This is a genomic window from Roseibium album, from assembly GCF_001404515.1.
Lineage (GTDB): Bacteria > Pseudomonadota > Alphaproteobacteria > Rhizobiales > Stappiaceae > Roseibium > Roseibium album.
Window position 1 is genome coordinate 548,534 of record NZ_CXWE01000005.1, and the last position, 14,196, is coordinate 562,729.

Genomic DNA, 14,196 nt, shown 5'->3' on the forward strand with positions numbered 1-14,196 from the left:
TGATAAGTTCGCCGGATTATTATTGCGCCGCGTCATAAAAAATAAAAAAAAGACGGTGTGAAAGCCTATCACCTGTTGTGGTCCGGTTGCTTGGTTGTTACAACGCCGCCGCCTGCCGGGGGTACTTCGACATACCTCATGGCTCCCGGCACTTGACACGACCTAGGCCTTTTCCGTGTGTCTGCAGGGTATGTCTACCTGCACACCCGGTGTCGCACCAGAAGGACTTGCGGCTTATGAAGATCGTCGCGGGCAATTCCAACCGAGCCCTGGCTGAGGAAATCTCCAATTATTTGGACGCTCCACTGGCCAAATGCCAGGTCCGGCGCTTTGCCGACCAGGAAATCTTCGTGGAAATTCAGGAAAACGTACGCGGCGAGGATGTATTCGTCGTACAGCCGACCAGCTACCCGGCCAACGATCACCTGATGGAACTTCTTATCATCATCGATGCATTGCGCCGCTCCTCGGCGCGTCGCATCACGGCGGTGATACCGTATTTCGGCTATGCCCGCCAGGACCGGCGGGCCTCCGGCCGAACTCCGATTTCGGCGAAGCTGGTGGCCAATCTGATCACCGAAGCCGGCGCTGACCGCGTTTTGACCCTGGATCTCCACGCCGGACAGATCCAGGGTTTTTTCGATATACCGACCGACAACCTGTTTGCAGCGCCTGTCATGACGCGCGACATCAAGGAACGATACGCCACTGACAACGTCATGGTTGTTTCGCCGGATGTCGGGGGCGTTGTCCGGGCGCGCGCGCTTGCCAAGCGGATTGAAGCGCCACTCTCCATCGTCGACAAACGTCGCGACAAGCCTGGAGAATCGGAAGTCATGAACATCATCGGTGATGTCAACGGCTACGATTGCATCCTTGTCGACGACATAGTCGATAGCGGTGGCACGCTTTGCAATGCGGCTGAAGCGCTGCTTGCAAAAGGCGCAGAATCGGTAACCGCCTACATCACCCATGGCGTATTGTCGGGTGGAGCCGTGGCGCGCGTGACTTCTTCAAAGCTGAAAGAGCTCGTCATTACCAACTCGATCGAGCCGACAGCCGCGATAACGGCAGCGGCAAATATCCGGACGATATCGATCGCACCGCTCATGGGAGAAGCGATCAACCGGACCGCTCTGGAGAAATCGGTTTCCAGTCTTTTCAACTGAGACTGGTCCCTGAAAGCAAAAACGTCGGCCCCGCCGGCGTTTTTTTTTGCGCTGTCGCGCTCAACAGCTAACTGACAACAATTTCAGCTTTTTTCACTCTGCATGCCTTCAAAAATTTTTCCAATTGTTCAAAAAATCAGCGTTGCACCCCCCTGCACAGCTTGTGAGCACGCATATTTTGTGATCCACTTCTCTGGTAAAAAGAACCTTCCAGGGGATAAAAATGCTCGTTTCAAAACCTTTTTCCAGGGTGCGCAGGACCCTGTTGGCAGCCGCGTTGGCTGTCACGGCGACCACCGCACTTCCGCATGTTTCGGCCCTGGCGGCCGACCCGATCAAAGTGGCTGCGATCTACACTGTACCGGTTGAACAACAATGGGTCAGCCGGATCGACAAGGCGTTGAAAGCTGCCCAGGACCGTGGAGAAATCACGTATACATTTTCCGAAAACGTCGCCAACACCGACTATGAACGGGTGATGCGCGAATATGCCGAGCAAGGCATGGATCTTGTGGTCGGCGAGGCCTTTGCAGTTGAACGCGCCGCACGCAAGGTCGCCGCCGAATATCCCGACACGGCATTCCTGATGGGGTCGTCCTTCGGCCCCGCCAAACCGAATTTCGCTGTCTTCGACAACTGGATCCATGAGCCGAGTTATCTGTCCGGCATGATCGCCGGTTCCAGCACCAAGTCCAATGTGATCGGCATGGTTGGCGGATATGCCATTCCGGAAGTCAACCGACTGATGAACGCATTCATGGAAGGTGCGACCTCGGTCAATCCGGACGTCAAGTTCCTCGTGACCTTCATCAATTCCTGGTACGACCCGCCCAAGGCCAAGGAAGCTGCCTTTGCCATGGTCGACAAGGGAGCCGATATTCTCTACGCGGAACGCTTTGGCGTATCCGACGCCGCCAAGGAAAAGGAAATCCTGGCGATCGGCAACGTGATCGACACTGCAGGCGACTATCCGGGAACCATTCTGTCCTCCGCCCTGTGGCACATGGAGCCGACCATAGACCGGGCGGTTACAGCGGTCGTCGATGGCAGTTTCGAGCCGGCCGACTATGGTCCGTTCAGCTTCATGTCCTATGGCGGCGGCAGCTTCGTCGTTGACGAAGGTCTGGCGGACGCCGACGCGGTTTCCGCGGCAAAGGCAAAAGAGCAGGAAATCCTTGACGGTCTGTTCCGCGTCAACGTGAACGACAGCGAGCCCAAGTCAACGATGTAGTGGTTTCGTCCGGCGGCCCTTGGCCGCCGGCACCACCCTGCCCTGTGCCGCATCTGCGGCCCCAAGAACACAATTCCGGAGGTCCGCATGACGGGACCCACGCAGGAGGCAGACATCGTCCTCAGGTTGGACGGTATCACCAAGCGCTTCGGCATGCTCACGGCAAACGGCGACGTTTCGCTCGATCTGAAGCAAGGAGAAATCCTTGCCCTGCTAGGTGAAAACGGCGCAGGAAAGACCACCTTGATGAACATCCTGTTCGGTCACTATGTGGCCGACGAAGGGAAGGTTCTCGTCAATCAGAGCGGAACCGGGTTGAGCGAACTGGAACCCGGATCTCCTCATGCGGCACTCGAATCGGGCATCGGCATGGTTCACCAGCATTTTACGCTGGCGGAAAATCTGAGTGCGCTCGACAACATCATTCTGGGCACCGAGAAACTGATATCGTTGACCTCAGCGCGCGCACCTGCCCGAAAAAAGCTGGCAGAACTGATCACGCGCTCCGGTCTTGATGTCCCTCTTGATGCCCGAATTTCCCAATTGTCGGTGGGTGAAAAACAACGCGTGGAAATTCTGAAGGCACTCTACCGCGATGCCCGCGTGCTCGTGCTTGACGAACCGACAGCCGTGCTGACCCCGCAAGAATCGGACACGCTGTTCGCGACACTGAAGAAACTTTCGGCGGACGGTCTCGCCATCATATTCATTTCCCACAAGCTCGCAGAGGTGATGGCCTCGTCGCACCGCGTCGCCGTTCTTCGCGGTGGGCGCAAGGTAGCAGACCTGCCGACCGCGGAATGCGATCTGAGGAAACTGGCCGAACTCATGGTCGGTCACGAAATCGTCGAAACGGTACGCGATGCCGGATCACCGGGTGCTCCATTGCTCGCGCTCCAGAACATTTCGGTCGGCGATGGTCGCGACGCCCTTCACCAGGTTGATCTCGTCTTGCATTCCGGCGAAATTCTGGGAATAGCGGGTGTATCCGGAAATGGTCAGACAACGCTCGCCCGTGTCATCTCGGGACTGGAGCCACCCGCTTCGGGAACCATCTCCATGGAAGGAGACGACAGGACGGATGCGAACGCGCGAGCGGTGATTGACAACGGACTCGCACGCATTCCCGAAGACCGTCACCGGGACGGCATTGTCGGACCGATGAGCGTGTCCGAAAACCTGGCCATCGAATCCATTCGCAAGCCTGAAAACCAGCGCTTTGGTCTTCTCCGCTTTTCCGCGATGCGCGAAAAGGCACGCAATCTGATCAAGGCCTACGACATTCGATGTCAGGGTGAAGACAGCCCTGCCCGGCTTCTGTCCGGCGGCAACATACAAAAGATCGTCCTGGCACGAACTCTTGATCCCGAGCCAAAGGTCGTTCTGGCGGCCCAACCCTCGCGCGGTCTCGATGTCGGTGCGACCTCGGACGTGCACAAGCGTCTTCTGGTGGCACGCGCACGAGGTGCCGGCGTTATCCTGATCTCCGAGGATCTGGATGAACTCATGCGTCTTTCAGACCGCATTGCCGTCATCCATCGCGGACATCTTTCCAGCGCTGAGGAGACCGAAACGCTCGACCGGGGAACGCTCGGATTGAGAATGGCCGGCCAAGGTGGGGAACAAGCCGCATGATACGATTTGAACCACGAGGACCCGTTTCCGTTTCCCGGATGCTGGCCGTTTCACTTGCCGCGGCGTTTGCCGCGCTTGTTCTGGCCGCCATTCCCATGGCGTTTGCCGGACTCTCCGCATTTAACGCCTATAGCCTCATGGCAAAGGGGGCTTTCGGATCCCTGTTCGCCTTTACGGAAATGCTGACCCGGGCAACTCCGCTCATTCTGACGGGTCTTGCTGCCGCTGTTGCCTTCCGGGCAAAGCTTTGGAACATCGGCGCAGAAGGACAGCTTTACGCTGGCGCACTTGCAGCCGTGGCGGTTGGCACCGGTGCCATTTCCGCTCCAGCCTACCTTCTCATACCCATGGTCGCACTTGCCGGAGCTCTTGCCGGAGGCCTTGTCATGCTTGGGCCAACGCTGCTGAAAACCCGGCTTGGAGTCGACGAGGTCGTCACCACACTTCTTCTGAATTTCATCATCCTGCTCTTCGTTCAAATGATGCTGGAAGGCCCGATGCAAGACCCGATGGGCATGGGATGGCCTCAGTCTGAACCCATCCTGGATGAAGCCGCACTGCCGAAACTTCTGGACCGAATGCGGATACACTGGGGTCTTGTCGTCGCGCTCGCCGCGGCACTCGGCGTGTATTTCCTGTTGAAACGAACGGTATGGGGCTTTGAGATCAGGGCGGTCGGTGAAAACGCCGCCGCTGCCCGTCACGCCGGCATTCCGGTTACTGCCACCTTTGTTCGAGTGGGTCTTCTTTCAGGCGCTCTCGCCGGACTGGCAGGCGTTGGTGAGGTTGCCGGCCTCAAGGGGTATCTGACCGCCGACCTGTCGCCCGGCTTCGGGTATTCGGGCATCGTGGTGGCCATGCTTGCCGGCCTCTCCCCGATCGGGGTTGTCTTTGCGGCCCTGTTCATTGCCAGCATCTTCGTCGGCGCCGATTCAATGTCGCGGGCAACAGGGGTATCCAACTATCTGGCCGACCTGATCGTTGCCATGGCATTGCTGTGCGTATTGGTGTCAGGCCTGTTTCTTCGCTTCAAGGTGAGGTTCATCGGCGCTCCCTCGACAAGGGAGATCGCCAAATGATCGAGATTTTCGAAATCCTCCTTTCTGCAAATTTCTGGGCGGCCGCATTGCGCATTGCAACGCCGCTGATCTTCGGTGTGATCGGAGCGCTCATTTGCGAACGCGCCGGAGTGCTCAACCTCGGCATTGAGGGTATTTTCACCGCAGGCGCGATGGCCGGCTGGATGGCAGTCTGGCTCGGAGCGGGATTGTGGGGCGGCGTCCTGGTAGCCGCTTTTGCCGGGGCCTTCTTCGGCCTGATCCATGCGATCCTGACGGTACCGCTCGGCCTGTCGCAGCATGTCTCGGGGATCGGGGTCACACTCTTTGCAACATCGCTCAGTTACTTCATCTACAGGACCGCGCTTCCCGATGTCTCATCGCCCCCGCGGATCGAAGCCTTTCAGCCTCTGGACATTCCAGTGCTGAGCGAGCTGCCGTTCATCGGACCTGCCTTGTTTCAGCAGACACCACTGACATTCCTGGCACTTTTCCTGGTTTTGGCAACGGCCTACCTGCTGTACCGCACGCCGCTCGGCCTGGCGATCCAGGCGGTCGGTGACAATCCGTCTGCAGTTGAATCACAGGGGCTGTCCGTCTATGCCGTTCGCATGGGAACAGTGGTCGCCGGATCAGCTGTCATGGCCCTCGGCGGTGCCTTTTTGACCATGTCTGCGTTCGACGCATTCTTTTTCGGCATGGTCAATGGCCGTGGCTGGATCTGCATCGCGCTCACCGTTTTTGCATCATGGCGTCCGGGCAAAGCACTCATCGGCGCTCTCCTGTTCGGCGCATTCGACGCCTTTCAGGTTAGGTTGCAAACGGAAGTCGGCAGTTTCATACCCGGGCAGCTGTTTCTCATGATGCCTTATATCCTCTCGATCGCCGCGCTGATTTTCGTCGCAAGACGTGCCGACTATCCAAGAGCACTGCTTGTTCCCTATTTCCGTGGCCAACGCTGAGACAAGATCCGATGAGCTTTGATCTTATTGTTAAGAACGCAAATCTGCCGAACGGCGCAACCGGCGTCGACATTGCGTGCCGGAACGGCATTATCGAAGCTGTTGAGGCCGATATAAGCGCAGACGCGGAGCGAGTCATCGACGCGGGAGGCAGGCTTGTTTCCCCTCCCTTCATCGACAGTCATTTTCACATGGACGCCACGCTGTCGCTCGGCTTGCCACGCATGAACCGAAGCGGAACCCTGCTGGAAGGTATCGCTCTTTGGGGAGAACTGAAGGAAATCCTGACAGTCGAAGCGGTCATTGAAAGGGCACTGAAATATTGCGACCTTGCCGTTTCGCAAGGGTTGCTGGCGATCCGGACCCATGTAGATGTCTGTGACGACCGGCTGACCGGCGTGAAGGGTCTGCTGGAGGTTCGGGAGAAAGTCAGGGACTATATTGACCTGCAATTGGTCGCCTTCCCGCAGGACGGCCTTTACCGATCTGCCAATGCGGAAAAGAACCTCCTGAAGGCACTCGACATGGGCGTCGACATTGTCGGTGGCATACCTCACTTCGAGCGGACAATGGACGATGGCGCCAGATCGGTCGCGAGGCTTTGCGAAATTGCGGCTGAACGCGGATTGATGGTCGACATGCATTGCGACGAGACGGACGACCCCATGTCGCGCCATATCGAAACGCTTGCCTTTGAAACACAGCGGTTGGGACTTCAGGGACGTGTTGCCGGCTCGCACCTGACGTCCATGCATTCAATGGACAACTACTATGTGTCCAAACTGCTGCCGCTGATTGCCGAAGCTGGGGTTCACGCAATAGCAAACCCTCTCATCAATATCACTCTGCAGGGCCGCCATGACACCTATCCCAGGCGAAGGGGGCAAACACGCGTCCCCGAGCTGCGCTCATATGGCGTCAACGTTGCCTTCGGGCACGACTGTGTCATGGATCCCTGGTACTCGATGGGGTCGGCAGACATGCTTGAAGTCGCCTCGATGGGTCTTCATGTCGCTCAAATGACCAGTCGAGACGACATTCGCTACTGCTATGAATGCGTCACGTCCCATCCGGCCAAAGCCATGGGGCTCGAAGGATACGGGATCGAAAAAGGCTGCAAGGCAGATTTTGTCGTGCTTCAGGCCCGAGACACAATCGAGGCAATTCGCCTCAAGGCCACACGTCTCAATGTCGTAAAAAGCGGCAGGGTCATTGCTTCTACGCCAGCCCGGCAGACCGAGTTGTCACTTCAGGATCGACCTTCCATGGTTGATCCGAGCAGCTATGCACCAAATGAAAACTGATTTGATGGGGATGTGCCGGGTCGCCCGGCACATCCGGTAAGGCATTGCGCCTAGGCGGCGGCCACCGCCTTCAGGAACCGGTCAACGGTTTCACGCAAGTCCGTGGTGCGTGTGTTGACGTCGGTCGATGCATTGAGCACCTGAACTGCCGAGGAACTGGTCACCTGTGCTTTTTCGGAAATCGTGACGATTGTCTGCGCGACTTCCTGGGTTCCCCTGGCTGCGTCCTGTACATTGCCGGAAATCTCGTTCGTTGCAGCGCCCTGCTGTTCGACCGCGGCAGCGATTGTACCGGTGTATTCGTCGACCTGGCTCATCGTCTCGGTAATCCCGGCGATGGAGGAAACGGCCTCCTTGGTCGCGGCCTGTACCTCACCGATCTGACCTTCGATCTCTTCCGTTGCCTTGGCTGTTTGCGTTGCAAGTTCCTTGACTTCGGAAGCCACCACCGCAAACCCGCGTCCGGCCTCTCCCGCCCGCGCAGCTTCAATGGTCGCGTTTAGCGCAAGCAGATTGGTCTGCTCGGCAATCGCCGAGATCAGGTTGACCACATCACCGATCCTTTGCGCTGCTTCGGCAAGCCCTTCGATCTTGGTGTTCGTCTGCACCGCGGCCTGCGACGCGTCGCGCACGATTTCGGTCGTCGACTGCACCTGCCGGCGAATTTCCTGGATTGACGCGGATAGTTCTTCCGAGGCTGAAGCAACGGTCTGAACATTGGTCGACGCAGCTTCAGAGGCACTGGAGGCGCTCGAGGCTTCGCCTGCGGTTTCATCCGCGACCCCGTTGAGGTCTTCGGCTGCCACCCGCATCTGTTCGCTGTTGCTGTAGACCGCATCAAGCATCTGGGTCACTTCGGACCTGAATTCTGAAATCAGGCCGGCAACGGCGTTTGCCTGTCGCTCCTGCTCGAAAGACGTTTCTTTTTGTTCCGTTTCAAGCCGTTCCCGCTCCTGCGCATTTTCGCGGAATATGCGGACGGAGCCCGCCATTTCCGAAATTTCGTCACGGGTCGATTGAGCAGGCACGTCGACGCTTGTATCGCCTCCGGCAAGCTTGTTCATGATTTCACTCAGGGTCGAAATTCGACCCGACAGGCTGCGCGCCATCACAAGCCCGATCACGCATGCCAGCACGGCGCAGACGATCGCGATCGCAAAAATCCAGAACTGAAGCGTCGTCAAGGGGGCCAGCACCTCGCCGGCTCCCTGTACGACGACAACTGCATATTGCTGGCCGAATGCCGTAACAGGGACAATCGCGGCAAAGACATCGCGGCCGTTGAAATCGGCCAAACGTGTGAATGTGCTTTCCCCTCCCATGGAGGAGAGAATCTCGGGCGCTGCAAATTGATCGCTCAGAAGTTCCGATACCTCCGGGGAGCGAAGACTGTCATTCATGACAAGACCGCTCTTGTTGATCAACAACGTTTCACCGGTGTCACCCAGTCCCGAAAACTTGCCGAGCAATGCGGTGACCTCTTTCGTCGGGGCCTCGTAGACCACCATGCCGATTGTCTTGGAACCAACAGAAATGGGCGCGGCGAGGAAACCCGTGGGTTCGTTGTCGCGTCCCAGGTAGTGAGCCGGATCGTAGGCCAGCATCGCTTCGTGACCACCTGTGACGATCTTGCCATAAGCGTCTGCCAGCGGTGTGTTCTGCCACGCTTCCGACTTGAGGTTCACACCGAAGTCGCTCAGTTTGCGCGCACTGTAGATGACGTCGCCATTCAAGTTCACGAGCAGGAGATCGGGAAACCGGTTGGCATCGGCAAAGTCCCGAAGCGGCGTGTGATGCTTCGCATGGGACTTGTCATAGGGTTTTCTTCCCGCCTTGACGAGCTGGTCCCGCTCTTCGATCGGGTGCGGGTTGTCGCTGACATAGATCTTTGTCAGCATGGCGGACGCCTTGTCCTTGTATTTCGCCCAGGCTGTGTCAAAGGCGCTGTAGGCGGCGCGAAGCGTCTTGCCCTGAACGTGGCCTTCGATTGTTCTGTGCTTTCCCTGATAAAGTTCCAGCAAACTGTCGCGGCGGCTTTCCGCGAGCGCCATCAAACGTTGTTCAGCCTGTCCGCGAACCGTATCCGCACTCGAAACGTAACTGGCAATGCCTACACCGGCAGAGCAGAGAAGCGCTATGCCAAGGACCAGCGCCGGAAGTTTTGCCGCAACTTTCACAGAATTCTCCAGGGGTTTGCGGGAAGGCGACGCCCTCCCGCGTGTTTCGCAATCAGAGGTTTTCGACGTTTACGCCGAATGTAACTGCACCGATTGCTTCGCCGCTGGCCGGGTCGACGACAGTTACGCTGACCTGGCTCTGCAGGGTCTGGGTACTGTCGTCTTCTTCCAGCTCGCTGATGTGAACGGCACCTTTGCCGGCAGAATATGTATCCTTCCACTTGGCTTCATCACCTTGCCAGTAGTCCGACGTGACATCGCTCTGACCGACATTCAGGCCCTTGCCGTCCATGACGAAAATTTCCGTGAAGAGGCCATCGCTGCCTTCCTGGACTTCAGCCAGATAACCAGACAGGGGCTTGTCAAGAATGGCATCGATCATGGGCTGATCAACGGCCTCCGCTTCAGCGCGCCAGGTCTTGTCCAGTTCGTCGATCTTTGCCTGATCAAAAGAACCTGTCTCGCCGTTCTGAGCCTTTACAGCTGCGATAACTTCGCTGGAAGACGCGATTTCCGCAATCTTTCCGGTAGCCAGCGTTTTGAGCTCGCTTTCAAATTCGTTTGCGGATGCGGCGCCTGCGAACAGAAAGCCGATTGCGGTGGCGGTAAGAAGAAGGTGTTTCATTGACTACTCCCAAGTTTCTTGTCTCGGGAAATGCTGGCTCGTGCGCATTAAAATTCTATGTATGGATTATTGTTTTCTTGAAACAACTGTACAGAAAGTCAGAAAAAATGAGATATACTGACAATTTACACAATAGAATTTACTTTTATTCTCTATCTATGATTGCAAAATACAATCATTGATGAAAAAGGGCGCGAACGCCCTTTTTAGGTGCATGCCCTAATTCACACTTCCGGGCAGGCTGAGATCGCCTGACGCTACGTCAAAAACATTCACAACACAAAGCAGAGGCGCGTGAACGTTCTGGTTGACGCGGAGAGCAGATGTAACCCCGTCATATGACATGCCTTCCATCGATACACCTTCGTCGAAAGAAACATTGATCGTAATTTCAGGTCCCTCAAGAACGGGCGAAAATCCGGGACTGTCGATATAGAGCGGAAGACCGGGCCAGGTCGCGGGCATTTTCGGCGCGGCGCCATCCGGAATGTCCTGTACAGACAAGGAGCCCTCTCCGCAGCTTTCGTTGGGAGCAAGAACCACCCAGTGCGAATGCCACCTGGCACCGTCATTGGCGACATCACCGTCACCGTCTTCATCATAGAGCGGTGTGTCGTCGAAATCCGGATGACTGGTCGCGACAAGTGCCAGGATACCCTCGCCTCCCTCGAACCCGACGCTTTCCGGCGGCAACGATGTCGGCCAGACATAAGCCTCGACAGGCGCTCCGGCCAGTTGACCGGCAGCCTGCGGTATCGTTCCCCCTGCCGACCCTTTGAGGGTCATGTGAAATGTCACGACCCGGCCCTTGCGGTGAACATGGGCGGCCAGGATGTCGTAGTTCGGATCTATGTCGCCTTTTTCGCTCGAAAGGACAGCACCGTCCTGATGCAGCGCCTGATGATCGTGGTCACCGCCTGCAAGAGCGACTGCCGGCATTCCGGCAAGAAGCAAACCACCAATAAATGTTTTCAGCATGAGTGATACTCCCTGTTTCAAGAATGTCATCTTAATAGTAGCGAGTCGAAACTATTGCAAGTTTAATTTCGACTCGCTACATTTCACACATGAGTGAGCACAAAAATTCACAGGTGATCCGGGATCTGATTGATCGGCTCTCGCGATTGAATGCGGCTGAAGACTGGAATGGCCCGTTGAACCCGTCGCAATTCGCAGCGCTGTCTTACCTGGCGCGTGCCAACAGATTTTCGCGCGCACCTTCTCATGTCGCCGAGTACCTCGTGACGACGCGGGGAACAGCGTCCCAAACCCTGAAGGCACTCGCGCGCAAGGGTCTGATTTGCGAATCGAGATCAGAGACAGACAAACGCAGCATTCGATACGATGTGACAGACCTTGGCAAAGACATGATGAAGGCCCCATCCGGGCTGGCGAATGTCATCGACGATCTCCCGGACGAAATCGTGAATGGCCTGACGGGATCGCTCAAGACCCTCGTCCGGGAGATCTTGAAGACCAGGAAAGGCAGGTCTTTCGGCCTCTGCAGGACTTGTGCGCACCACAGGAAAAGAGGCAACGAAGCCTATTGCAAACTTCTTGATGTACCGCTCGCGCCCGCCGATGCGAACGAGATCTGTCACGAACACATAGCCGCCTAGGAAAACCATCAACATGAACACAACTGCAACAATACTCGGCCTGTTTCAGGGCATGCCACAACAGCGCTGGGAGGCGAAGGCACCTTCTGCGATCCACAAGACGCGGACTGAAACACCGGTGGAAGTGACCCTTACCGGTCTATCGGGCGACCGGCAGGCAGACACGGAAGTTCATGGCGGACCGGAAAAGGCGCTCCATATATACCCGTCCGAGCACTACGCACACTGGCTCCAGGAATTTCCTGAAACCACACAGACATTCCATTCTGGCGGTTTTGGCGAAAACATCTCGAGTTCCGGGTTCACCGAGGAGGATCTTTGCATCGGCGACATTCTGGCAGCAGGGTCGGTTCGGCTGCAGGTCGCACAGGGTCGCCAGCCGTGCTGGAAGCTCAATCTTCACACAGGCAATCCGGCCATGGCGGCGTCGTTTCAGAAAACCGGCAGGACGGGATGGTACTTCAGGGTGCTGGAAACAGGAAAAATTGTGGCGGGAGATGATTTGAGACTTGTCGAGCGCCCTTGCCCGGAGTGGAACCTGAGGGACGTCATCCTGGCGCGCTTCAATCCGCGACTGGATCCGGACATCGCCTTGGCGTTGTCAAGACTGGACCAGTTGGCGGAACCGTGGCGCGCCTCCTTTGCAAAAAAAGCCAGTCCGGGCTATCAGGAAGACACGTCCCGCCGCCTGAAAGGTTAGACTGGAGGCCGCGCGGACCGCCGCCTGAATTGCACCGGCTCTTGCATCGCCTTTCCTTTTCCGCTATACGCGCGCTCGCGCCTGCACCCCTGGAGGAGGCGCTTCTGGACCGATCCCGGACAACTCAAGTCTTTCCGATACGGTGGTTCGCCGGTCCGATATCATACACTCAAGGAGTTTTGCCATGGCTGCCAGCTATGAGCTGAAGGCGTCGGCACGGGACCGGGTGGGCAAGGGGGCCGCACGGGCACTGCGTCGCGAAGGCCTTCTACCTGCCGTAATCTACGGCGACAAGAAACCCGCCCTGCCGATCACTATTCCGGTGAAAGAAACCACGCTCACCCTGCACAAGGGCGGTTTCACCGCACAAATCGGCGTCATCGATATCGACGGTAAGAAGCATCAGGTTATCGCGAAGGACTATCAGCTGCACCCGGTGCGCGATGATGTTCTTCACGTTGACTTTCTGCGTGTCGCGAAAGGTGCGACGCTCACGGTCGAAATTCCGGTACAATTCCTCAATGAAGAAGATTGCCCAGGCCTCAAGAAGGGTGGTGTTCTGAACATCGTTCGCCACACCGTTGAAGTGACGGTGCCTGCGGATGCAATTCCGGAAGCTTTCGAACTCGACCTTGCCAATGCCGAACCGGGCGACAGCCTGCACATTTCCGCAATTCAGTTGCCGGAAGGCTGCCAACCGACGATTACCGATCGCGATTTCACCATCGCAACGATCGCTGCTCCGGCGGGCATGAAGGAAGAAGAAGAAGACGAAGGTGCAGCCACCGAAGAGGAAGCTGTGGAAGAAGAAGCTGCAAGCGAGTAAGCTTCTGCTTCGACTGGAACCTTTCAGGAGGCGGTTTCCGCCTTCTGCGCAGGCAGCCGCTCGCGGCTGCCTTTTCGTTTCAAGCATGATCTCGAAGGTGGGTGATGAAACTGATCGTCGGACTTGGCAATCCAGGCGCCAAATATGCCGGCAACAGGCACAACATCGGCTTCATGGCCGTTGACGAGATTCATCGCCGTCACTCCGGATTCCAGCCCTGGCGAGCCCGTTTTCAAGGCCAGGTTTCCGAGGGACGTCTTGGTTCCGAAAAGGTCCTGCTCCTCAAGCCATCGACCTATATGAACGAATCCGGCCGCTCAATCGGCGAAGCGATGCGCTTCTACAAGGTCGAACCGGAAGACATCGTCGTTCTCTATGACGAGCTTGATCTGCCTCCGGCCAGGTTTCGGATGAAAAAGGGCGGCGGCCATGGTGGCCACAATGGTCTGAGATCACTCACGGCCCATATCGGTGCGGACTATCGCAGGCTCCGCCTCGGCATCGGTCATCCAGGTGACAAGAAACTGGTTTCCAACTATGTGCTCGGTGATTTTTCAAAAGCGGACAAGGATTGGCTCGACCCGCTTCTGACAAACATCGCCGATCATGCCGGTCTCCTTGCTGAGGGGAAGGACAGCCAGTTCGCCAACAAGCTGACCCTTGCACTGGAGCCGGACAAGGCCCGACGGGTGGAAAAGGGCGACAAGCCGAAATCCGATGACGCAAGATCCGGCAAAACCAGAGGCCAAAGCCACATCCGACAGGCGCGGCAACAAAAAACCCCCGATATTCCCAAGTCCGGCCCAATGGCGGACATGCTGAAAAAGCTGCTGGGCGGCGGCTAGTCACGGGTAGCAAGCGTCTTGTCGCCTAGTCGAAATTACAACTTA

The 14,196-nt window shown here is 57.1% G+C and carries 13 protein-coding genes; 10 read left to right on the plus strand and 3 right to left on the minus strand.

The genetic code is table 11. From position 1 onward, the window contains the following. The first annotated feature begins 236 nt into the window (after positions 1-236). The 6 genes from LA5095_RS19405 to LA5095_RS19430 all read left to right on the plus strand — a co-directional run bounded on the left by LA5095_RS19405 (position 237) and on the right by LA5095_RS19430 (position 7,359). Complete coding sequence (locus tag LA5095_RS19405) at positions 237-1,169, plus strand: ribose-phosphate pyrophosphokinase (RefSeq protein ID WP_055117838.1); 933 nt, start codon at positions 237-239, stop codon at positions 1,167-1,169. Positions 1,170-1,392: 223 nt separating this feature from the next. Continuing rightward, positions 1,393-2,400 carry a BMP family protein gene (locus LA5095_RS19410; protein WP_055117840.1) on the plus strand — a complete coding sequence of 336 codons (1,008 nt, stop codon included), beginning with the start codon at positions 1,393-1,395 and terminating at the stop codon, positions 2,398-2,400. Between the two features lie 87 nt (positions 2,401-2,487). Then, positions 2,488-4,035: an ABC transporter ATP-binding protein gene (locus LA5095_RS19415; protein ID WP_055117842.1), complete on the plus strand. Its 1,548-nt coding sequence runs from the start codon at positions 2,488-2,490 to the stop codon at positions 4,033-4,035. Next, the gene (locus LA5095_RS19420; protein WP_055117844.1) at positions 4,032-5,114 is read left to right on the plus strand and encodes an ABC transporter permease; all 1,083 of its coding nucleotides are present in this window, start codon (positions 4,032-4,034) and stop codon (positions 5,112-5,114) included. The genes LA5095_RS19415 and LA5095_RS19420 overlap by 4 nt, the downstream gene beginning before the upstream one ends. Beyond that, positions 5,111-6,055 carry an ABC transporter permease gene (locus LA5095_RS19425; RefSeq protein WP_186009637.1) on the plus strand — a complete coding sequence of 315 codons (945 nt, stop codon included), beginning with the start codon at positions 5,111-5,113 and terminating at the stop codon, positions 6,053-6,055. The genes LA5095_RS19420 and LA5095_RS19425 overlap by 4 nt, the downstream gene beginning before the upstream one ends. 11 nt (positions 6,056-6,066) lie before the next feature. Further along, on the plus strand, positions 6,067-7,359 hold the full coding sequence (locus tag LA5095_RS19430) for an amidohydrolase family protein (RefSeq protein WP_055117845.1): 1,293 nt from the start codon (positions 6,067-6,069) through the stop codon (positions 7,357-7,359). Between the two features lie 50 nt (positions 7,360-7,409). Here the strand turns inward: LA5095_RS19430 and LA5095_RS19435 are convergent, their stop codons facing one another. The 3 genes from LA5095_RS19435 to LA5095_RS19445 form a co-directional block, all read right to left on the minus strand. After that, a complete protein-coding gene (locus LA5095_RS19435; RefSeq protein ID WP_055117847.1) occupies positions 7,410-9,536 on the minus strand; it encodes a methyl-accepting chemotaxis protein in 2,127 nt (708 codons plus the stop codon). A gap of 52 nt (positions 9,537-9,588) precedes the next feature. After that, on the minus strand, positions 9,589-10,161 hold the full coding sequence (locus LA5095_RS19440) for a hypothetical protein (RefSeq protein WP_055117850.1): 573 nt from the start codon (positions 10,159-10,161) through the stop codon (positions 9,589-9,591). Between the two features lie 219 nt (positions 10,162-10,380). Beyond that, positions 10,381-11,139 carry a hypothetical protein gene (locus LA5095_RS19445; protein ID WP_055117852.1) on the minus strand — a complete coding sequence of 253 codons (759 nt, stop codon included), beginning with the start codon at positions 11,137-11,139 and terminating at the stop codon, positions 10,381-10,383. A gap of 89 nt (positions 11,140-11,228) precedes the next feature. Between LA5095_RS19445 and LA5095_RS19450 the strand changes: the two genes are divergently transcribed. The 4 genes from LA5095_RS19450 (at position 11,229) to pth (ending at position 14,151) form a co-directional block, all read left to right on the plus strand. Continuing rightward, positions 11,229-11,780, plus strand: coding sequence for a MarR family winged helix-turn-helix transcriptional regulator (locus LA5095_RS19450; RefSeq protein WP_055117854.1), 552 nt, complete (start codon positions 11,229-11,231; stop codon positions 11,778-11,780). Between the two features lie 13 nt (positions 11,781-11,793). After that, positions 11,794-12,480 (plus strand): MOSC domain-containing protein, encoded by a 687-nt coding sequence (locus tag LA5095_RS19455; RefSeq protein WP_055117856.1) that lies wholly within the window; start codon positions 11,794-11,796, stop codon positions 12,478-12,480. A gap of 184 nt (positions 12,481-12,664) precedes the next feature. Continuing rightward, positions 12,665-13,306: a 50S ribosomal protein L25/general stress protein Ctc gene (locus tag LA5095_RS19460; protein ID WP_055117858.1), complete on the plus strand. Its 642-nt coding sequence runs from the start codon at positions 12,665-12,667 to the stop codon at positions 13,304-13,306. 104 nt (positions 13,307-13,410) lie between these two features. Beyond that, positions 13,411-14,151 (plus strand): aminoacyl-tRNA hydrolase, encoded by a 741-nt coding sequence (gene pth, locus LA5095_RS19465; protein ID WP_055117860.1) that lies wholly within the window; start codon positions 13,411-13,413, stop codon positions 14,149-14,151. The last annotated feature ends 45 nt before the right edge of the window (positions 14,152-14,196 follow it).